Raw genomic sequence first — 19,475 nt, 5'->3', positions numbered from 1 at the left:
GCGATCAGCCGGAGCAGCGCCACCGCGGCCGCATGCAGCGCAAGAAGGCGGCGGTGGATGCCGCCATCACCCGCGCGGACCGGGACCAGGGCCTGTTGCTAGTGCTTACCGGTAACGGCAAGGGCAAGTCCAGTTCGGCCTTCGGCATGCTGGCCCGCGCCCTGGGGCATGGCATGAAAGTCGGTGTGGCGCAGTTCATCAAGGGTCGCTCGGACACTGGAGAAGAAGCCTTCTTCCAGCGCCAACCCGGCGTGGTCTGGCATCTGCTCGGTGAAGGCTTCACCTGGGAGACGCAGAACCTCACCCGCGACATCAAGACCGCGCAACGCGGCTGGGCCGTGGTACGGGAGATGTTGCGCGATCCATCTCTGGGCCTGATCGTACTCGATGAGCTCACTTATCCCCTCAAGTATGGCTGGCTGGAGATCGATACCGTGCTGGCCGACCTCAAAGCCCGCCCACCGATGCAGCACGTGGTCATTACCGGCCGCGGCGCACCTCAGGCGCTGTGTGACGCAGCCGACACCGTGACCGAACTGCGCGACATCAAACACGCCTTCCGTGCCGGCGTGCGGGCGCAAAAGGGGATCGATCTGTGAGTTCGCTCCCGCTATCCATGGCTCCCACAAAATTAGTGCCTCTCTGCGCTTCACTGCCAGGCAGACCGAAGCGCAGTAGCCGCGACTGGACGCGGCATTGGCCAGGCTGACAGTGGTTGATCTCGCCGAGGCCAGCAGATGAGCGCCCGCACGCTGATGATCCAGGGCACCACCTCCGATGCCGGCAAGAGCCTGCTGGTAACGGCCCTGTGCCGCTGGCTGCTCCGGCAGGGTGTGCGCGTCGCACCCTTCAAGCCGCAGAACATGGCACTGAACAGTGCCGTGACAGCAGATGGTGGCGAGATCGGCCGCGCCCAGGCAGCGCAGGCACTGGCCTGCGGCCTGCAACCACACACCGACATGAATCCGGTGCTGCTCAAGCCCAATACCGATGTCGGGGCCCAGGTCATCATTCATGGCCATGCGGTCGACACCATGGATGCCCGCGCCTACCACGACTACAAACGCACCGCCCGCGCCGCGGTGCTCGAATCGCACAACCGCCTCAGCGATGCCTTTGACACAATCATCGTCGAAGGCGCTGGCTCACCGGCGGAGATCAATCTGCGGGCAAACGACATCGCCAACATGGGTTTTGCCGAGGCGGTGGACTGCCCAGTGATTCTGGTCGCCGATATCGACCGCGGCGGCGTGTTCGCCCATCTGGTCGGCACCCTCGCCCTGTTGAATGAAAGCGAACAGGCGCGGGTCAAGGGCTTTGTCATCAACCGCTTTCGTGGCGACATTCGGCTGCTGCAATCCGGACTGGAGTGGCTCGAACACCACACCGGCAAACCAGTGATCGGTGTGCTGCCCTGGTTACATGGCCTGCACCTGGAGGCAGAGGATGCGCTGCCGCGTGAACCCAGCCCAGCCTCGCAATCAGACACACCGTGCATCCGCATCATCGTCCCTGCCCTACCACGTATCAGCAACCATACCGATTTCGATCCACTACGCCTGCATCCGCAGGTGGATCTGCAATTTGTCGCGCCAAACGCAGCCATTCCCGCCGCCGATCTGATCATCCTGCCGGGCTCCAAGAGCGTGTGCCAGGATCTCGCCTGGTTGCGCGAGCAAGGCTGGGAAGCGGCAATCCAGCGTCATCTGCGTTATGGCGGCAGACTGATCGGTATCTGCGGCGGCTTTCAGATGTTGGGCAGAGCGATACACGACCCAGCAGGTCTCGAAGGTGATCCAGGCAGCAGCGACGGCTTGGGCTTACTCAATCTGGAGACAACACTGGAGCCGGAAAAACAGCTACGCAATGTGCGCGGCAGACTCGCCATCAACGACGCGCAGGGATGCACAAGTGTCACGGGGGGCAGGATGCCGGGAGCGACTGAGGCAGAGATAAGCGGCTACGAGATCCATGCCGGCGTCACCCGCGGCCCGGCTCTTGACCGACCGGCGCTGCAGCTCAGCCAGGGTCCGGATGGGGCGATCAGCGACGATGGGCTGATCCTCGGCAGCTACCTGCACGGCCTGTTCGAATCGCCCTCCGCCTGTACCGCGCTGCTCGGTTGGGCCGGACTGAGCGATGCACAACCAGAGGATTACCTGGCACTGCGTGAGGCAGCCATTGAGCGGCTGGCCGATGCGGTGGAACAACACTTGGATACCGCCCGGCTACTGTCATTGCTTGAACTGAAGGCGGTATCGACATGATGAACGCCAAGACCCTGATCCTCGGTGGCGTCCGCTCCGGCAAGAGCCGGCTGGCCGAACGCCTCGCACGTGATAGTCAACAGCCAGTCAGCTACATCGCAACCGCAACGGCGCAGGACGAGGAGATGCGCGCACGCATTGCCGCACATCGCCGTCACCGGCCAGCGCATTGGCAGCTGATCGAGGAACCGATCCAACTCGCCGCTGTGCTGAACACACACGCGCTTGCTGGACACTGCCTGCTGGTTGACTGCCTGACACTCTGGCTCACCAACCTGCTGATGGCAGAGGACTCAAGCCTGTTCGAGCGTGAGCGTGCGGCTCTGCTGGCGGTGCTGCCGACGCTGCAGAGCCAGATCATTCTGGTCAGCAATGAAACCAATATGGGTGTGATGCCGCTGGGTGAACTCAGCCGCCGCTACTGCGATGAAGCCGGCCGGCTGCATCAGGAGCTCGCACAGGCTTGCGACCAGGTGATCCTAACGGTCGCTGGCCTGCCTCACATATTAAAGGGAGGTCCACTTTGAACACGACCACCGAATGGTTGCAGGCACCAGCCGCCACCCCGGACGACACAGCCCGGCAGGCAGCCGAGGCACGTCAGGCAGTTCTCACCAAGCCCCCTGGCGCCCTGGGGCTACTCGAGCAGACCGCGATCCGCCTGGCAGCGCTGCAAGGCAGCAAGCGACCCAGTGTGGAGCAGCTCTATATCGCCGTGTTTGCCGCCGATCACGGCGTAGTGGCTGAAGGCATCTCTGCCTTTCCACAGGCAGTCACCACCGAGATGGTGAAAAACTTCGCCCGCGGTGGCGCTGCGATCAGCGTGTTGGCCCGCGAACTTGGCGCAGAGCTGGAGGTGATCAATCTGGGTACGGTCAACGACCCCGGCCCTCTGGAAGGCGTGCTAAACCTGCCGCTTGCTCCCGGCACCGCCAACCTCTGTCGAGAGCCGGCCATGGACGAGCAGCAGCTTGCACGCGCCATGCATGGGGGGCGACAGGCGGCCGAACGCGCCAAGCTCGCTGGCGCCCAGCTCTTCATCGGCGGCGAGATGGGCATCGGCAACACCACCGCCGCGGCGGCGCTGGCCTGCGCCCTGCTCGATGCCCCACCTGAACAACTCGCAGGCCCAGGCACCGGCCTGAATGCGCAGGGAGTGGCGCACAAGAGCGCGGTGATCCACCAGGCGCTGGAACGGCACAGCCAGCACCTTGGTACACCATTGGAGGCGTTGCGTCGGCTTGGTGGCTTCGAGATCGCTGCCCTGACCGGCAGCTATATGGCGTGCGCACAGATGGGCCTGCCGGTGCTGGTGGATGGCTTCATCAGCTCGGTGGCGACATTCACAGCTGCACGGCTCTGCCCTGGTGCCGAAGACTGGTTTCTTTTCTCCCACGCCTCAGCAGAACCAGGCCATCGAACCGTGCTCGATGCACTCGATGCTCGCCCCTTGCTGGATCTCGGCATACGCCTGGGCGAGGGCAGCGGCGCAGCCGTCGCAGTGCCGCTGATCCGGCTCGCCTGCACGCTGCACAACGAGATGGCCACATTCGCCGAGGCAGCGGTCTCAGAAAAACTCTGATCTGACGTCATGGAAGGCATCATCCATATCGATCTCCTGCGCCATGGCGAAACAGAAGGCGGTCCCCGGTTTCGCGGCAGCACGGACGATCCGCTGACCGATATCGGTTGGGATCAGATGAGGAGTGCCACCAACGGAGAGCCTCACTGGGATCGAGTGATCAGCTCACCGCTCAAACGCTGCGCCGGTTTCGCCAGAGAGTTTGCACAACAACATTCGCTGCCTCTCACCATCGAGCAGCGCCTGAGCGAGATCCACTTCGGCGCTTGGGAAGGCCGCAGTGCGGCCGAACTGATGGAGGAAGACCCGGATGCGCTAGTACGCTTCTGGGCCGATCCGGAGCAACACACACCGCCCGATGGCGAACCGCTGACGCAGTTTCAAGCGCGTGTGCTCACCGCATGGAACAGCATCATCCATGCTCACACAGGAGAGCGTGTGCTGGTCGTCACCCACGGCGGCGTGATCCGCGTGCTGCTCTGTCAGGTACAACAACGTCCGGTTGGCAGACTACTGGAGATCGAGGTCAAACATGGAGCCTTATACTCCCTACGCACCTCAATTGATGCGCAGGAAACCCCATCCACCAAACAGATCGAACAGCTCTGACATGTTCCCGCCCCGCCCCTTCCTGGTCGCCCTGCAGTTTCTCACCGTACTGCCTGTACGGCTCAAGGAACCGCCGGATAACAAGACGATGGGGCGTTCGCTGCTCTACTATCCGCTGGTTGGACTGGTCATCGGCGCGCTGCTTGCCGTCCTCGTCCTGGGGCTTAATGAAGCGCCCACATTCGTAGCCGCAGCCTTGGCACTCACGCTCTGGGTATTGTTGACAGGGGCACTCCACCTGGATGGATTGGCCGACAGCGCCGATGCCTGGATCGGCGGCTTGGGTGATCCCAAACGGACGCTTGCGATCATGAAAGATCCCTATTGCGGCCCGGCGGCGGTGGCCACCCTGGTGCTGGTTCTGCTGATCAAATTCACAGCACTGCAACACCTCATCACCTGCGAAAACTGGCAAGCCCTGCTGCTGGCTCCCGTGCTTGGGCGCACAGCACTGGTGCTGCTATTCCTCACTACGCCCTATGTCCGGTCAAACGGCCTTGGAAGCCTGCTCTCAGGCCATTTGCCCCGCCGCGTGAGCCTAGTCGTGACTCTTTCCACTCTGGCTGCGGTTCCGATCTTTATTGGCATCCCAGGGTTTTGGCTGCTGTTTACCATGGCGGGCATATTCTTTCTGCTACGCACTCTCATGCTGAGGCGAATCGGCGGTACCACCGGCGACACCGCCGGGGCGTTGGTTGAGATTACCGAAACAATGATGCTGCTTACTGCAGCCCTGATGGCATGACTATTTTTCCCGAAAGCAGCCTGTTCACGGCTAAAGAACGATAATCGCCTCTTTGGAGTAGCCCGACTCCTGGCCATCCTTGTCCACCACTGTCACCGCAAAGAAGTGGCTGCCCAAATCCGCCAGCTCGATCTCGAACACGGTCTCTAGGTTTGGAACCCAGTGGCGATCCGGATAGTCGCCGGAGTTGAGCCCGTGGTAGACATAGTAACCTGTGACGTCGTCGCTCTTCTCAATCGACCAGGAGAGTCGCACCGGGTAGCTGCACTCACCCGCCTGTGCGTCACAGGAGACACGGATATCAACCAGCGCCGATGCAATCTCGCCGTTCTCGTCCTCAATCTGATAGACGAAGGAATCGCTCCCTTCAAAACCCGCATGCGGACTGTAGATCACCGAGCCATTGGCCTCGACGACCAGCTCCCCGGCATTCGGCCAGCTGATAATGTCGAGCCTGACAATCTCAGCATCGGGAGAGTTGTCATTTTCCAGCACCGGAATCACCACATTGGCGTTCTTCGTCGTTGAAACAAAGTCGGGGTTGGCCTCAGGCGCACTTTTCTCCACCACCGGGGTGCTAATCTCAACAGGATTGGACGTCACCGTGCTGACACCGGACTCTCCAACAAAGCTGTTGTCCACAGCCTGAGTATCGATAACGCTGCTGTTAGAAGTGGATACGCTCTGCAGGGTTACACTATCGGTCCCACAGCCCGTCAGTGCGGTGGCGGCCAGCAGGCTGAGTGCAAAAAACGTGTTGTACGAGTAGCTTGACATGGTTTCCTGTTGCTCCGGTTAGTCACTGTCAGGAAGCTTACTCTGCTGCAGGAATAAGTATCGTGACCGAGCAGTCGGAACCCGGGGAACCCGGTTCACACTTCATCCACCTTTGCGCTTAAACTGTGATTTCAGACACTTACCAACCGCTGATGAACATCATCAAGTGCAACAGGAAAGATAGTCACTGACCCCGTCGAGCAGAAACTGCACAGCCAGGGCGATCAGGATCATGCCCATGAGTCGCGCAATCGCCTCCAGCCCCTGACGGGAGAACACCCGATAGAGAAAGGTCGAGGCCAGCAAAATAGTAGAAGTCGCCAACCAGGCGAGTAGTGCCGCAATTAATAGTGTGCCACGGGCGTCAGGTTCCGTGGCGGTAAATACCAGCAATACCGCCAGCAGCGAAGGACCGGCGATAAGCGGCACTGCCAGAGGCACCAGCAGTGGTTCGTCCTCGAACTCATCATCCGCTGCCGCCTCCTTCTCAGGAAACACCAACCGCAAGGCGATCAGAAACAGAATGGCGCCACTGGCGATGGTTACCGCCGCCCGGCTCAAACCAAACAGGCTCATCACTGTCCCGCCAAAAAAGACAAACAGCAGGATCACCACTAGGGCCAGCAGCAGCTCCCGCGCCAGCACCACCCGGCGCCGCTCTTCCGTCACCCGCGCCAGGATCGACAGAAACACCGGGATATTGCCGAACGGGTCCATGATCAGAAACAGGGTAATCGCTATCGATAGAATCTCCATCGCCCCGGCACACCTCACCTACTATTTGGCTCAGCAAGTCGCCAAGCATACGCTGAACACTTTCTCTATATAGTGGTTCAATATCAGCTGGATGACAGCCAGCCGTAGGATGCTCTAGAGAGACACAACCAGCTGGTGGATTGACTAAAATTCCAATAGGGGAGTTGTTCGCAACCAGCCGTTGCCTATCAAGAGGAGGTCGACCATGAAAGCTGCCATGTTATTCACCGGAAGTGGACCTATTGTGATTCTCACCTCGTACGCCTCACTGGAGGACCCAGCATTGCTGAAGCGACTGGATGGCAAGGGGATCAGCAAATTCCTCGCCTTTGATGTACCGATCGAGATGGCGGAGGCCCGCTACGGCGGTCATTTCCAGAACGTACTGCACAACCTGCACGAGAGCGATGACCTGAGGGTTCTGGACTACAACGGCCAACGTGCAATGCAGTTGTTTAGTTTCAAGGAGTTGGGAGAGCCCGTCTACCACGAGGCCGCATAACGCGAGAAACTTCTAGGGCCCAGATCAGTTGGGCCCGTTCTCCTGCTGGCCCGCCATAAACGGGCTAGACGCCGCCGCTGTGCACGACTTCGTAATAGAGCTTTTCCAGCTCATTCTTGTGCTGGGTTTCTTCGTTGGCGAGAAACGCAAACAGCTCTTTGATTGGGCCGGAGTTGCTGTTGTCAGCCAATGAGCGGTATTGCTCCATAGCGGCATGCTCACGGCCGAGCGCATACTGGAGTACCGACTGGTCGTCCGGTTTCGCCCCCAGGTCGGGAAGCTGGATGGCATCCGAAAACCTGTGATCACTGGCCGGCGTCTTCATCTTTATCTTAAGCTGCTGCTCGATATCGGGTCGGGAGCGCAGCTCACAGAAGAGATCGTAGTGGCGCTGCTCCTCCTCCGCCAACTCCTCAACCAGCCAGCGAATCTGCTTGCTCACCTTGGGGATCAGGTCGCGATAGAAGTCTCGTGCCGTTCGTTCAAACTCGATGGCGACAGCCAGGATCTCATCCAGGCTCTTCTGTGACTTCAGTCTGTCGTGACCGGAGGCGTTGCCCTCACTCATGATCCGCCCTCTCCTTCAAATTCAGCCAGCCGTCGATGCTGGCCGCAATTCGGTGTCCATCCGCCACCGCGTGCACCACGTCCGGTCCGTTGACACAGTCGCCAGCGGCCCAGAACCCATCCACTGAGGTACGACCGTTTTTATCCACCTGGATACGTCCCCGGTTCCACGCCAACTGTTCGGTCAGCGCATCACCCAACAGACTGACATCCGCCATCTGGCCGATCGCCTCGACCACCATCTCACCGGGGTGGAGCTGTTCGTCAGACTCGTCATAACTGGGGGCGAAGCGTCCCTGCTCATCGAAGATGGAGCGCACCCGCCAGCTTTTCAGCCCCTTCAGTTCGTCCTCCTCCACCACAAACTCCTGGGGGCCGCGGGCGTCGAGAATCTCGATCCCCTCCTCATGGCACTCCTTGATCTCCACCGGATCGGCCAGGAAGTGGGCCTGATCCTCCAGCGCGGTGACCGTCACCTGCACCTCGCCAAACTGCTGCTTCTGCAGTCGGGCCAAAGAGCGGGCAATATCCATCGCCACGTTGCCGCCACCAATCACCACCGCCTGTCGCGGCAGCTCGAACGGCTGCTCGTCGGTGATGGCACGCAACAGCTCCACCGCTTTCTTCACCTGGGCATGGTCGCTGCCTGGAATACGGGTGGAACGCCCCAGGTGCAGGCCGATAGCCAGTGCCACAGCGTCGTAATCTCGCTGCAGCTGCGGCATGCTGATGTCGACCCCAACCTGGGTGTTGCACTCGATCTTCACCCCCAGGGAGGTGATGACGTCGATGTCCCGATCCAGCATATCGTAGGGAAGCCGGTACTCCGGGATGCCGTAGCGGGTCATACCGCCCGGCTTCTCCCGCGCCTCAAACACGGTGACCTCGTGCCCCTTGCATGCCAGGTCATAGGCGGCGGTGAGCCCGGCGGGGCCGGCGCCGATGATAGCGATACGGTGACCGGTCAGGTAGTCGGCCTTGCCCTCGGCAGCGATCGCCTTGACGCGCGCATGGCCCACCGCATCCATGGCGTAGCGTTTGAGCCAGCGGATCGCCACCGGGTCGCCGCGGCGACCGATGGAGCAGGCGCTCTCACAACGGCGGGTGCAGACCCGACCACAGACGTGGGAGAAGGGGTTGGAGCGGTAAATCCAGCGTACTGCGCCTTCCAGATCCTCCTGCCAGATGGCGCGGATGTACTCCGGCGCATCCATATGGGTCGGACAAGCATCGTGGCACATCCCACACTGCACGCAGCGGGAGGCCTCCAGCACCGCCTGCTGCAGGGTAAAACCGGCAACAATCTCGTCAAAATTGTCGATGCGTTGCTCAGGCTCCAGCTCCGCCATCGGCTGGCGTCCCAGGTCCAGCAGGTCGGAGTCAGCGGTTTTGGTCCAACCTTGACCATGGAACTCACCATGAATGCCGATCTCATCGGGCAGGACGAAGTAGCTGTCGATCTGCGCCTGGGTGCAGGTATGCACATACTCCCGGGAGAGAGTGATCGCCCCGGTGGGACAAATATCGACACAGAGCGCGCACCAGCAGCAGCGGCCATAGTCGATAGCCGGGCGCAGGTTGCGGATGCCCTGCACCGGATCCTCCCGCAGATGCGGCACCTTGACCATGGTGATGGCGGCGTTGTCACACACTTTCTGGCAGGAGCTGCAGCCGATGCATTTTTCGTGATCGTTGAGGTGGAAGCCACGATAGTTCTCCGCTGCTGGCCGCGGCTCGAGCGGCTCTGTCACCGGCTTGCGAGCGAAGAACTGCAGACTCTTCAGCGGATTGAGGATACTGCCCTTATCCTTATAGTCGATGTCGGACATCAGCGGTCGACCTCCGGTGGACAGGCGTCCAGCGAGAACATGGTCTGTGCCACGTCCTCGATACGCGAGCCCACAGCGAGTTTTTCCAGCACCTGCACCGCATGCATGGATGATGGCCCACGCACATGCACCCGGTAGGGTTTAGGGCCGCCATTGGAGACCACGAAGTAGCCGAGCTCACCCTTGGAGGATTCGACCCGGCTGTAGGTCTCCCCCGCCGGCACGTTCCACGCCAGGGGATTGGGAATCGGCGCACGGAGCGGCCCTTTGATGTCAGGCAGCGCCGCAACCACCTGGCGCAGGATGCGGATGCTCTGCTGCAGCTCGGCGCGGCGCGGCGCACCAGGGTGCGGGCCCAGGCGTCCCCCGCATCTTGCGTGGGGATCTCGAAGTCGATCTGATCGTAGATTAGGTAAGGGTCATCTCTGCGCACATCGAAGGCCAGGCCGGTGGCACGCAGGTTGGGTCCGGTCACCCCCCACTCCAGGGCCTGCTCCTGGCTCATCACCCCAACCCCCTTAGCGCGCTGCACAAACACCTGGTTGGTGAAGAAGAGGTTGTCGTAGTCGGGCAGGCGCGACTCGATGTAATCGAGGGTATCGGCGAGGCGTTTGAGAAACCCGGTCGGCAGTTCCCTGCGCACCCCACCGGGGATGTTGTAGATGCTGTAGACCCGGCCGCCGGTGAACTCCTCAAACAGATCGAGCAGAAGGTCACGGTCCGCCACCCCCCAATACATGGTGCTGTACATGCCGGTGGTGGCCGCATGGCCGCCGAAGGTAAAGAGATGCGCGGCGATGCGCGACAGCTCCAACTGCATCACGCGGATCCACTGGGCCCGTTCCGGCACCTCCAGGCCGCACAGATCCTCCACCGCCATCGAGTAGCAGACTTCCATGGGAGAGGGATCGGGCACACAGATACGCGGCACCAGGGCGATATTTTGAATCCACAAGCGCTGCTCCATCAGCTTCTCGAAGCCTCGGTGCAGATAGCCACCGTCGGCCTTGGCCTCGATCACCTTGTCACCATGCAGCTTCACCTTGAGAGCGTAGTTGCCCTCAATGCCTGGGTGGTTGGGCCCGAAGTTGAGTTCGTACTCGTTGCTCGGCGGCTGGCTAATCGCCTGGTAGTTCTCCGGTCGCATGGTTAGTTCCCCACCTTGCCTTTCTGGCTGAAGCGCTGCTCCTCCGGCGGCACCTCGATACCCCCACCCTGCTCCACCAGATCCAGCAGCCAGTCGGGCTGATAGTTCTGCCAGTTGAGGTGTTGGTTGACATAGGCCTCGCTATCGAACTCCTTGCGCATGGGAGGTGGCCCCTCCCACTCGGTGAGGATGAACCTTTCCATGTTGGGGCTACCCTCGAACCAAAGACCGTACATCTCGTGGATGTCACGCTCAAAGAAGGCGGCGGGCTGGTAGATGTCGTAGACCGAAAGGTAGACGCCGGGATCGCGGGCGATGCGCACATGGGCGGAAACCAGCGACTGACTCTCGTAGGACCAGACATGGTAGACCAACTCAAACTCTCCCTCATCGATCCAGTCGACACAGCTGATGGCGGAGAGGTGCAGATAACCGGCCTTGCCCTGCAACAGCTCCAGCAGCGCCGGCAGCGCATCGGCGGGCAGATCGACCCGCACCCGCCGCGAGCGCTTGCGCCGCACCTCTATGCCTTCAATCTCTTTCAGTACCTTGTCGAGCTGCTGTTCCATCAATCCAACTTCTCAGTTATGAATTGTGAGTTGTGCAAATACCACCACTGCAAACTATTTAAGCCGCATCTCCAGCGCCTCCAGCGGCTTCTGATGCTGTTGCAATAGCGCCGTGTGCCGTCCCAGGGTCTGATCGCCGATCAGGCCATAGTGCTCCGCTTCGGCGATCACATCGGTGGGGGTCTGCCAGTTGTCACCGAACAGGTGCTGCTGGTTCCCCAGGTACCAGTCGTATCGGCGGTAGTAGTCCTGCCAGCGGTTGGCCTCTCCATGCCTGATCTGTTCCATCAGCTGCCGCAGGCCGGTAATCACCGCCTCGGGGCGCGGCATACAACCGGCGATGTAGAGATCCACCGGCATGTACTCATCCAGCTTTTTGGCAGTGGCGTAGCTCTGCCAGTACATGCCGCCGTTGACGGTGCAGGAGCAGATGCCGATGACATACTTAGGCGAGCCCATCTGCTCGTAGGTGAGGATCACCCGCTTCAGGGTCTTGATCGAAACATAACCCGTTATCAGCAGGATATCGGCCTGACGCGGCGAGACCATCGGCTGAAGACCCAGGCGCTCCATGTCGAAGCGGGAGGTCATCGCCGGCGGCAACTCAATCGCCCCGCAGCCGGTGCAGTAGTGGAGGATGAACAGCGAGCGGGAGCGGCAAAATCGCACCAGTTCATCAAAGACACGGGCCAGCGGATTGCCCCGCCGTCCTGCGACTACCGGTATCTTTTTCAAATCACTCATATCATCCAGATCCCGTAGGAGCGCCGCTTACGGCACGAAATACGTAGGCTATAGAATTCGCGCTACTAACAGCGCTCCTACATAACAAAGGCCAGGCCGATCAACCCCAGCATCACCGGCCACTTCCACATCAATCTGATCATATCCTCGGTGCGGTAACGCGGAAACAGAAAGGCGATGGTCATGGGAATGGCGACTACCAGGAAACTCTTCAACAACAGATCGGGCCAGTTGTAGCCACCGCCAAGGAACAGCACCACGTAGAGCACAGCGCTGGTGTAGAGCTGAAAACACTGCATCACAAACAGCCCACCCAGGTACTTACCGCCCATCTCAACCATCGGGCCGGTGGCGATCTCTGCCGGGGCGACATAAATCTCAAACGGCTGTTTGCCCAGCGAGGCCTGCATCGCGAACAGTCCGGCGATGGCCAACAGCGGCATCTCAATCGCCCCCCAGCTCGCCATGCCGCCCGCCTGCTGGGCGGCGATGACCTCCACCAGGTTGGTAGTGCCGAAGTGATAGGCAACACCGAAGATCACGATCACGAAAGGGATGTCGTAGGCGAGCATCGCAGTCAGCGCTCTGGCGATGCCGATGGAGCCGTTGGGGTTGGCGCACTGCCCTACCCCCAGCGCCAGCCCCAAAGAGGGGATCATCATTAGATAGACCAGGGTGATGATGCCACCCTTGGCGGCAATGCCCTCCATGCCCGGCACCGGCAGTAGGGTCTCGGCGGCGATGTAGCCCCCCACCGCCATGATGATACCGATGTCATGGATCAAACCGTGGGAAACCTGGGTCGCCTTGCTGTGCAGTTTGACGATGTCATACAGCGGCTGCAGTAGTGGTGGACCGACCCGGCGCTGCAGTTTGGCCGCGATACGACGCATCATCAACACCATCCCCATACCGGCCAGGAAGGCGATCAATGGCATCAGCAGCAGTTCGAGCAACAGTCCCAGTGCCATCATCAGATCACCACCCAGGCCAGCAACACGACGGTTGTCATCAGCAGATAGAGCTCGGCCGGTGCCCGCCGGTAGATGCCCTGCATACCCAATGAGAGAAATTCGACGAACGAAACCAAGGCCCGCTCCAGCCATATAAAACTCTGCCGATACCAAGGGCCGATCAGGTGCATCAGGCCGGCGTAGAAATTGTCGCTGTACTGGTAGCGCACATCAGCGGAGAGAAAGTGGCCGCCTGCGTAGTTATCAAGCTGATGCACCCGCTTGCTGGGGCCAGCGGAGTAGAAGATCAGCGCACCGATACCGAAACCGGCAAACAAGACCCCGCTCACCCAGATCATATCCAGGGAGCCGCTGACCGACTCCACCCCGCCCAGGGTGTAGCTGGGCACCGGCAGCCCCACCGCCTGCTGCACCGCGGCAACCCAGGTCAGTGGGATACCCGGCAGCAGCCCGCTGGCAAAAATGATCACGCAGAGGATCAGCATCGGCGCCAACATACTCCAAGGGGCCTCTCGAACTTGTTCGTGCTCCACCCGCAACTGGCCGAGGAACATATTGTGAATCAGCTTGTAGACCGAAAGGATGGTGCCCAGAGTGCCTATCACCGTGGCAACAAAGAGCAGCGGCATCCCCTCATTCAACAACGAACGGTAGACCAGCCACTTGGAGACAAAACCGTTCATCGGCGGCAGACCCGCCAGACCGATGATGCCGATCAGCAGGGTGAGGAAGGAGAGCGGCATGCGTGTCACCAGTCCACCCAGTTGGTTCAGATCCGCACTACCTGTGCGATGCACCACCGCGGTCACTGCCAAAAACAGGGCCGCCTGACAGGTCGCATAGTTAAACACGTGCAGAAGACCACCGGCACTGCCCATGGCGTCCGCCACCACCAGGCCCAGCAGCATGTAACCGCCTTGCCCAATACCATGCCAGGCGAGCAACCGGCGCGCATCGTTCTGTTTCATCGCGGTAAAGGTGGGCAGGATAATGGTAAAGACGGCAATCCAGGCCAGCAGATCCCGCGCATCGATCATGCTGAGGGGGATCACAAGCGCCTCAACACGACTCATACCAATCAGTTTCACCAATACCAGCAGGATGGCAAACAGCCCCATGCGTGACGAAATCGCGCCGAGAAAGGCGGCACCCGGCCCAGGAGTCTCGGCATAGGCCGCTGCCTGCCAGAGATGGAACGGCAACAATCCCATCTTGATGCCGAAGCCCGCACAAAATAGCAGCAGCAACAGCCAGAGTTGGGCAGTCCCAAGAGTGGGCACGGCGGCCATCACCGCCTCGAATTGCAATGATCCGGCCAGATTGAAGAGCAGCGCCAGGGCACCGAAGATCGCCATCGCTCCGACCATGGCATAGGTGAGATACTTCATCGCGGCTTTAGTGGCCACACCACCGGCCATCGCCATCAACAGGAAACCGGCCCAACTCACCAGCTCCCAACCGATAAACAGGGAAAGCAGGTCACCGCTGGCCAGCAACACCAGCATCGTCAACACATTGAGCGCCATCGCTACATGGAACAGCCAGAGGTTGCCACCCTGACTGCGAAACCTCTCCCCCCACTCACCAGCGGCAAACCAGCTGCTGAGGAACGCCGCACCGAGGGTGATAATGGCGAAATACCAGCTCAGGGCATCGAAGCGCCAGGAGAGGGTGTGCTCCATCACCTCCAACTGCCAGCCAAGCGCTACAGCAGCCCCACCATAGGCCAGCCCAGCCATCTTCAAAAGCCCCACCAGCTGACCGCCAAAGAGGATGGTCACGAACCAACCGCTGGCCCGGATACGGCCAAACAACAGGACCAGCAGCAGCGTGCCTGCGGAGAACAGCAGCAGTTCATCGAGAGGTGTCAAGGTCATTGGCCAGCACCTCCCCGAGAAGGGAAGACATGCTTCACATAACCGCTCACATCGCCCGCCTCACTGGCCACCTCTTTCAGCCCTTCAGCGAGAGGGGCGATCATCACCAGCGCGCTGATCAGCCCAGCAGCGAGCAGACTCGAGACCAGCAGACCCTGTCGTTCAGGTAACGGAGCCATCTTCGACACCTCTTCTGGCGAACGCTGCAACAGCGCCGCCGCCAACCGAAACAGATAACTCGCCTCCACCACCGTGGCCGAGAGAAAGACCAGCAATGCCATCATGTAAAGTGGCTCGCTCTGCCCCGCCAGCCCGCTGATCAACAGCAGTTTGGCCCAAAACCCGGGCAACGGCGGCATACCCACCAACGAGAGCGAAAACAACACAAACAGCCCGGCCCCCAGCGGTGAAACAAAGCCTGCTCCACGCAACCGCTGCAGCGAGCCCCCCCAGCGCTCCGCCAGCATGAACAACCCTGGTTTGACCAGCATATGGTGCAGCGTCAGGGCCAGGCCGGCATAGAGTCCACCGCCCGCGGGCAGGGAAAAGGCGATGAAGATCATGCCCAGCTGCCCGATGGAGGAGTAGGCCAACATGCGCTTCAGATCCTGTGCCCGCCAGGCCGCCAGCTCACCACTGATCACCCCAAGCATGCCCAGCAGCAGCATCACCTGCGCCGCCTCCGGCTGTGGAAACAGCAACACCAGCAGACGCACCACGATCAGCACCGCCAGCTTCGAGACCAGCCCCGCAAGAATCGCCGAGACTCGGGCGGGGGCCGTAGCATAGACCTCCGGCACCCAGCTGTTGACCGGAAACAGCTCCGCCTTCACGCCAACCCCGATAAGGATGGCGACAAAAGCGGCAAGCCCCAGGGGATTATTCAACTGCTCGGGAGCGAGCTGGGCCAGATGCGCCAGATTAAGGGTGCCGGTCTGGCTGTAGATCAGCGTTATCCCCACCAGGGTCAGCACTGATCCGATGCCACTAAGCAACAGATAGCGGAAGGTCGCCGCATAGGCAGCACCGGTCGCCGACGCTGCTATCAGGCCAAACGAGGCCACCGCCACCAGCTCGTAGAAAACATAGAGATTGAACAGGTCACCAGAAAGGGCCAAGCCAGTGGAGGCGGCCAGCAACAACAGCATCAACGACTGACGGCGCGGGGTCTCCCGATCGATTTTGAACGGCCAGAAGAGCAGCCCCATCAACTGGACCGCGGCAACAAACAGCATCGCCAGTGGATCGACATAAAAATTGATGCCCAGGGGTGGTGCAAACCCACCGATGGCCAGGGAGAAGGCTTCACCCCCCGAAAGGGCCCAGACTTGCCACAGGGTCCAGAGTCCATAACCCAGCACGGCAGGACCAAACCAGAGACCCAGGCCGAGCGCCATCCGCATCACCACCGGCAGCAGAAAGGCAGCCAACAGCGGCAGGGCGACAACAAGCACGATCTGGCTCATGCCTTGCTCTCCGGCAGTGGCTCAGGCGGTGGCAGAGGACGCCCTCCCGCCGGTTTTTCACGACTACCCAGCAGTGGCACAGCAGCACTGACGGCGATCGCTTCATCCATGCCGGCCGCCACTTCACTCCGCTCCAAGGTACCAAAACTGTGCCGGATCTTTACCAACAGGCTGACTGCCAGGGCCTGAATGCCGACCCCGATGACAATCGCAGTGAGCACCATCGCTTGGGGCACCGGATCGACCATCGATGCCGGGGCTTGCGCACCGCTCAGGATCGGCGCCACCGCATCCCAACGATAGCCGGCCAGCACCAGCAGCAGATTGGCGCCGGCCTCGGCGATCGCCAGCGCCAGCACCACACGAAACAGATGGCGGGAGAGCACCATGCCGGCGAGGCCGATGACGATCAGCCCCAAAGCACCGCTATAGAGGATCAGATCGAGGCTCAGGTTATACATCACTCATCCGCCTCCGCCAGATGGGCCAGCAGCCCCGCCAACTCCGCCCCTACCTTCAACCCCACCGCCAGGTAGAGCAGCGGCAGGGTGCCGGCAGAGAGCAGTTCACCAAGCACACCTCGCTCTAACATCGGTTGCAGGAACTCCCCCCCCTGCCAGAGCGCCCACAGCCCAATGAGAATAAAGCCGGCCCCAGCGAGCCCCTCGATGAAACTGAGACCGGCATGATTCAACGAGCTACCGGGACGCGCCAGCAGCGGCAGAAAGAAGGCCGCGGCAAGGATCACACCCCCCTGAAAACCGCCACCGGGAGTCAGATGGCCATGGAAGATAATGTAGAAACCCACCACCAATAGCAGCGGAAACAGCAGATCACCACCAGCGCGCAGGATGAAACCGCCCTCCGGTTCCTTGTCAGCAGCCGTCCGACGTCGCCCCAATACCAGCCCGGCGGCAGCAGCCGAAGCGAAAAGGATTGAGAGTTCCCCCAGGGTATCTATGCCTCGGTAGCCAAGCACCACCGCAGTAACGATATTGGCAGTACCAACCTGTGCTGGCGCCTCACTCTGAATCAGACCACCGGCCACCATGGGAAGATTGCCGAAATCAAGTCCACCAACCAGCACACATAGGAGAAAGCCAAGGCCGCCAGCAAACAGCAGAGAGGCCAGGTTACGCATCATCATGGTCTCTCATCAGCAGGTTCCGGCCCGCCCGTTTTCCATCCAGCTGCCAGATCCCGAGTCGGCGCAGGCCAAGGGCCAGGATCAGGCTGCTCAGACCAGCCCCCACCGCAGCCTCGGTCATGGCCACATCAGGCGCCCGCAGCAGCACAAAGATCATCGTTACCGTCAACGACACCACCGAGGCCGCCACCACCGCAGCGATATGACTTCTCAGCAGCAACACTGCGAGCGCGGATCCGAGCATCACCAGCACGATGAGCAGGGCGATCCAGACCTCCAGCGCGATCATTTTTCAACTCCCTCGCCACTCTTCTGCCAGGGCTTGACGCCCGCCACCAGCAACGCCCGCGCGATGGTGGAAGAACCGATGGGATTGGTCAGAAGGATGAATCCGGCAATCAGCAGCAACTTGCTCCACCAATCGGGAAATAGCAACGCGATGCCGAGCAGGATCGACAGGGAACCCAGGGTCACCGCCTTAGTCCCCGCCTGGATGCGATTGTAGACATCCGGCATACGCAGCAGGCCCAATGCGCCAAGAAAGGTAAAGGCCGCGCCGATCAGGAGGAAAATGTCTGCCAACAGTCTCATGGCCGCCCCCCCTCGATGGCCCGGGCAATTGCCACCACGCCAACAAACGCCAGCGTGCCGTAGATCAACGCCACATCAAGATAGAGCACACTGCCAAACAGCGCCGCCAACATCAGCAACGCACTGGTGGTAATCACCGCCAGGGTATCTGCCGCAACGATCCGGTCCGGCGCTGCTGGGCCGATTAACAGACGCAGGAAGCTCAACACAACCGCCGCACCGATAAGGAATAACGCCAACTTCTCCAACACACTCAGTGTCATCGCAGAAAACCCTTCAGGTGGCGTTCAAAGCCAGCCACGATCGCTTGCGTTGCACTCTCCAGGTCACGGCCCGGCAGTGCATCGATCCAATGCACCAGAATCCGTTCACCTCGCACATCCACCGACAGGGTGCCCGGTGTCAAGGTAATACTGTTGGCAAGTAATAACCGGCCCAGATCAGATTGGAGTTCGGTCTCCACCTCCACCAGTGCCGGCTGAATCGGCAATGAGGGTGACAGTACCCGACGCGCCACATCGAGATTGGCTTTGATCAGGGCGATAAAGAAATAGATGAGATAACGAAACAGATGGATGGGGGCGGTCACTTCCAGTCGCAGCCCCGCCAGAAGCTGCAACCTTGGCCTCGCCGCCAAGGTTACCACCATGGCGACCAGCGCCCCAGTAACGACTTCAGCTGCGTCCAGGCTACCGACTAACAACAGCCACAAGGCTAGCGCACTCAGGTAAGCGAAGAGGTAGTGTCCCAACGAAACCGGTCTATCTTCCACTGATGATCCGCAAACCTATAGAGATGCCAGAACTCTGCACACGATGGGCAACACTCCCAACCCATGCGACGCTCGAAGTATAGCCACTCTTTGAGATCCCGCCAGAGAAAATTCTGGCCAAGCCGGATCACTCAACCCGCACTTGTTCTGCATCAAAGTAATGCGCGATATCCAGCTCAGAAATCCAGCGGCATGTAGAAAAAGACAAAACGTCCCTGCTCGATGTCGATCTTGAGCTTGGCCCCATGATGGATGCCGTAGTCCACATAGCCCGGCACTGCCGCATTCTGATGGCACTCCGATGAGTGCTGTGGCGATTCAAAATCCCGGTCCCGGTCGTACCAGGAGAGCAGCATGAACTCACCGAACCGCGACTGCGCCTGAGCATCGGCCAGCTTCATCCCCTCCAGATAATCAAGCAAGGCTGGATCGGGATTGAGTTCGACGACCTCGATTCCGTGCATCTCCGGCTCACGACGAACCATGCAGACCGCCGCCTCCTCACTCTCTCGATCAGACATAGATGTTTACCTTTGTAAGTTGGTCAGGCTTTT

The 19,475-nt window shown here is 60.5% G+C and carries 24 protein-coding genes and 1 pseudogene; 7 read left to right on the top strand and 18 right to left on the bottom strand.

All coding sequences use genetic code 11. From position 1 onward, the window contains the following. Nucleotides 1–32: 32 nt before the first annotated feature. The 6 genes from cobO (at nt 33) to L0Y14_RS06340 (ending at nt 5,203) form a co-directional block, all read left to right on the top strand. Nucleotides 33–599, top strand: a complete 567-nt coding sequence (gene cobO, locus L0Y14_RS06365; RefSeq protein WP_305790636.1) for a cob(I)yrinic acid a,c-diamide adenosyltransferase — start codon at nt 33–35, stop codon at nt 597–599. 138 nt (nt 600–737) lie between these two features. Further along, nucleotides 738–2,267, top strand: a complete 1,530-nt coding sequence (locus L0Y14_RS06360; protein WP_005960677.1) for a cobyric acid synthase — start codon at nt 738–740, stop codon at nt 2,265–2,267. Next, on the top strand, nt 2,264–2,794 hold the full coding sequence (gene cobU / locus L0Y14_RS06355) for a bifunctional adenosylcobinamide kinase/adenosylcobinamide-phosphate guanylyltransferase (protein ID WP_006474052.1): 531 nt from the start codon (nt 2,264–2,266) through the stop codon (nt 2,792–2,794). Before L0Y14_RS06360 ends, cobU begins: the two co-directional genes overlap by 4 nt. Next, on the top strand, nt 2,791–3,849 hold the full coding sequence (gene cobT, locus L0Y14_RS06350; RefSeq protein WP_006474051.1) for a nicotinate-nucleotide--dimethylbenzimidazole phosphoribosyltransferase: 1,059 nt from the start codon (nt 2,791–2,793) through the stop codon (nt 3,847–3,849). The genes cobU and cobT overlap by 4 nt, the downstream gene beginning before the upstream one ends. A gap of 9 nt (nt 3,850–3,858) precedes the next feature. Further along, nucleotides 3,859–4,458 (top strand): alpha-ribazole phosphatase, encoded by a 600-nt coding sequence (gene cobC / locus L0Y14_RS06345; RefSeq protein ID WP_005963970.1) that lies wholly within the window; start codon nt 3,859–3,861, stop codon nt 4,456–4,458. A gap of 1 nt (nt 4,459) precedes the next feature. Then, a complete protein-coding gene (locus tag L0Y14_RS06340) occupies nt 4,460–5,203 on the top strand; it encodes an adenosylcobinamide-GDP ribazoletransferase (protein ID WP_006474050.1) in 744 nt (247 codons plus the stop codon). A gap of 30 nt (nt 5,204–5,233) precedes the next feature. Here L0Y14_RS06340 and L0Y14_RS06335 read toward each other — a convergent pair whose 3' ends face one another. Further along, entirely contained in the window at nt 5,234–5,980 is a 747-nt protein-coding gene (locus tag L0Y14_RS06335; RefSeq protein ID WP_039960290.1) for an Ig-like domain-containing protein, read from the bottom strand. A gap of 162 nt (nt 5,981–6,142) precedes the next feature. Next, the gene (locus L0Y14_RS06330) at nt 6,143–6,736 is read right to left on the bottom strand and encodes a MarC family protein (RefSeq protein ID WP_006474048.1); all 594 of its coding nucleotides are present in this window, start codon (nt 6,734–6,736) and stop codon (nt 6,143–6,145) included. Between the two features lie 244 nt (nt 6,737–6,980). On the opposite strand from L0Y14_RS06330, the gene L0Y14_RS06325 reads away from it, so the two are divergent. Then, nucleotides 6,981–7,238, top strand: coding sequence for a hypothetical protein (locus L0Y14_RS06325; RefSeq protein ID WP_305790624.1), 258 nt, complete (start codon nt 6,981–6,983; stop codon nt 7,236–7,238). Between the two features lie 64 nt (nt 7,239–7,302). Here L0Y14_RS06325 and L0Y14_RS06320 read toward each other — a convergent pair whose 3' ends face one another. The 16 genes and pseudogenes from L0Y14_RS06320 to L0Y14_RS06250 all read right to left on the bottom strand — a co-directional run bounded on the left by L0Y14_RS06320 (nt 7,303) and on the right by L0Y14_RS06250 (nt 19,442). After that, nucleotides 7,303–7,806: a ferritin family protein gene (locus L0Y14_RS06320; protein WP_005963981.1), complete on the bottom strand. Its 504-nt coding sequence runs from the start codon at nt 7,804–7,806 to the stop codon at nt 7,303–7,305. Beyond that, a complete protein-coding gene (locus L0Y14_RS06315; RefSeq protein WP_006474046.1) occupies nt 7,799–9,634 on the bottom strand; it encodes an FAD-dependent oxidoreductase in 1,836 nt (611 codons plus the stop codon). Before L0Y14_RS06315 ends, L0Y14_RS06320 begins: the two co-directional genes overlap by 8 nt. Further along, nucleotides 9,634–9,858: an NADH-quinone oxidoreductase subunit D-related protein gene (locus tag L0Y14_RS16440; protein ID WP_305790635.1), complete on the bottom strand. Its 225-nt coding sequence runs from the start codon at nt 9,856–9,858 to the stop codon at nt 9,634–9,636. The genes L0Y14_RS06315 and L0Y14_RS16440 overlap by 1 nt, the downstream gene beginning before the upstream one ends. A gap of 170 nt (nt 9,859–10,028) precedes the next feature. Further along, nucleotides 10,029–10,373, bottom strand: a pseudogene (locus L0Y14_RS16435) (NADH-quinone oxidoreductase subunit D-related protein); the annotation flags it as partial. A 410-nt stretch (nt 10,374–10,783) separates the two neighbouring features. Further along, nucleotides 10,784–11,350: an NADH-quinone oxidoreductase subunit C gene (locus L0Y14_RS06305; protein WP_006474044.1), complete on the bottom strand. Its 567-nt coding sequence runs from the start codon at nt 11,348–11,350 to the stop codon at nt 10,784–10,786. Between the two features lie 54 nt (nt 11,351–11,404). Then, entirely contained in the window at nt 11,405–12,094 is a 690-nt protein-coding gene (locus L0Y14_RS06300; RefSeq protein ID WP_005963987.1) for an NADH-quinone oxidoreductase subunit B, read from the bottom strand. A 77-nt stretch (nt 12,095–12,171) separates the two neighbouring features. Further along, entirely contained in the window at nt 12,172–13,068 is an 897-nt protein-coding gene (locus L0Y14_RS06295; RefSeq protein ID WP_005963991.1) for a respiratory chain complex I subunit 1 family protein, read from the bottom strand. Next, the gene (locus L0Y14_RS06290; protein ID WP_005963993.1) at nt 13,068–14,945 is read right to left on the bottom strand and encodes a proton-conducting transporter transmembrane domain-containing protein; all 1,878 of its coding nucleotides are present in this window, start codon (nt 14,943–14,945) and stop codon (nt 13,068–13,070) included. Before L0Y14_RS06290 ends, L0Y14_RS06295 begins: the two co-directional genes overlap by 1 nt. Continuing rightward, nucleotides 14,942–16,411 (bottom strand): complex I subunit 5 family protein, encoded by a 1,470-nt coding sequence (locus L0Y14_RS06285; RefSeq protein ID WP_006474039.1) that lies wholly within the window; start codon nt 16,409–16,411, stop codon nt 14,942–14,944. The genes L0Y14_RS06290 and L0Y14_RS06285 overlap by 4 nt, the downstream gene beginning before the upstream one ends. After that, a complete protein-coding gene (locus tag L0Y14_RS06280) occupies nt 16,408–16,872 on the bottom strand; it encodes a Na+/H+ antiporter subunit C (protein ID WP_006474037.1) in 465 nt (154 codons plus the stop codon). Before L0Y14_RS06280 ends, L0Y14_RS06285 begins: the two co-directional genes overlap by 4 nt. Continuing rightward, complete coding sequence (locus L0Y14_RS06275) at nt 16,872–17,558, bottom strand: MnhB domain-containing protein (protein WP_251859283.1); 687 nt, start codon at nt 17,556–17,558, stop codon at nt 16,872–16,874. Before L0Y14_RS06275 ends, L0Y14_RS06280 begins: the two co-directional genes overlap by 1 nt. After that, nucleotides 17,545–17,847 (bottom strand): hydrogenase subunit MbhD domain-containing protein, encoded by a 303-nt coding sequence (locus tag L0Y14_RS06270; protein ID WP_005964001.1) that lies wholly within the window; start codon nt 17,845–17,847, stop codon nt 17,545–17,547. The genes L0Y14_RS06275 and L0Y14_RS06270 overlap by 14 nt, the downstream gene beginning before the upstream one ends. Next, the gene (mnhG, locus tag L0Y14_RS06265; protein ID WP_005964003.1) at nt 17,844–18,149 is read right to left on the bottom strand and encodes a monovalent cation/H(+) antiporter subunit G; all 306 of its coding nucleotides are present in this window, start codon (nt 18,147–18,149) and stop codon (nt 17,844–17,846) included. Before mnhG ends, L0Y14_RS06270 begins: the two co-directional genes overlap by 4 nt. Then, entirely contained in the window at nt 18,146–18,412 is a 267-nt protein-coding gene (locus L0Y14_RS06260) for a monovalent cation/H+ antiporter complex subunit F (protein ID WP_005964005.1), read from the bottom strand. Before L0Y14_RS06260 ends, mnhG begins: the two co-directional genes overlap by 4 nt. Further along, nucleotides 18,409–18,921: a Na+/H+ antiporter subunit E gene (locus L0Y14_RS06255; protein WP_005964007.1), complete on the bottom strand. Its 513-nt coding sequence runs from the start codon at nt 18,919–18,921 to the stop codon at nt 18,409–18,411. Before L0Y14_RS06255 ends, L0Y14_RS06260 begins: the two co-directional genes overlap by 4 nt. A gap of 176 nt (nt 18,922–19,097) precedes the next feature. After that, nucleotides 19,098–19,442: an AF1514 family protein gene (locus L0Y14_RS06250; RefSeq protein WP_006474030.1), complete on the bottom strand. Its 345-nt coding sequence runs from the start codon at nt 19,440–19,442 to the stop codon at nt 19,098–19,100. Nucleotides 19,443–19,475 lie beyond the last annotated feature (33 nt).

The sequence above is a fragment of the Candidatus Endoriftia persephonae genome, assembly GCF_023733635.1.
In the GTDB taxonomy this organism is placed as follows: domain Bacteria; phylum Pseudomonadota; class Gammaproteobacteria; order Chromatiales; family Chromatiaceae; genus Endoriftia; species Endoriftia persephonae.
Note: the sequence above shows the minus strand (reverse complement) of the source record. Positions and strands in the feature narration are given on the sequence as shown.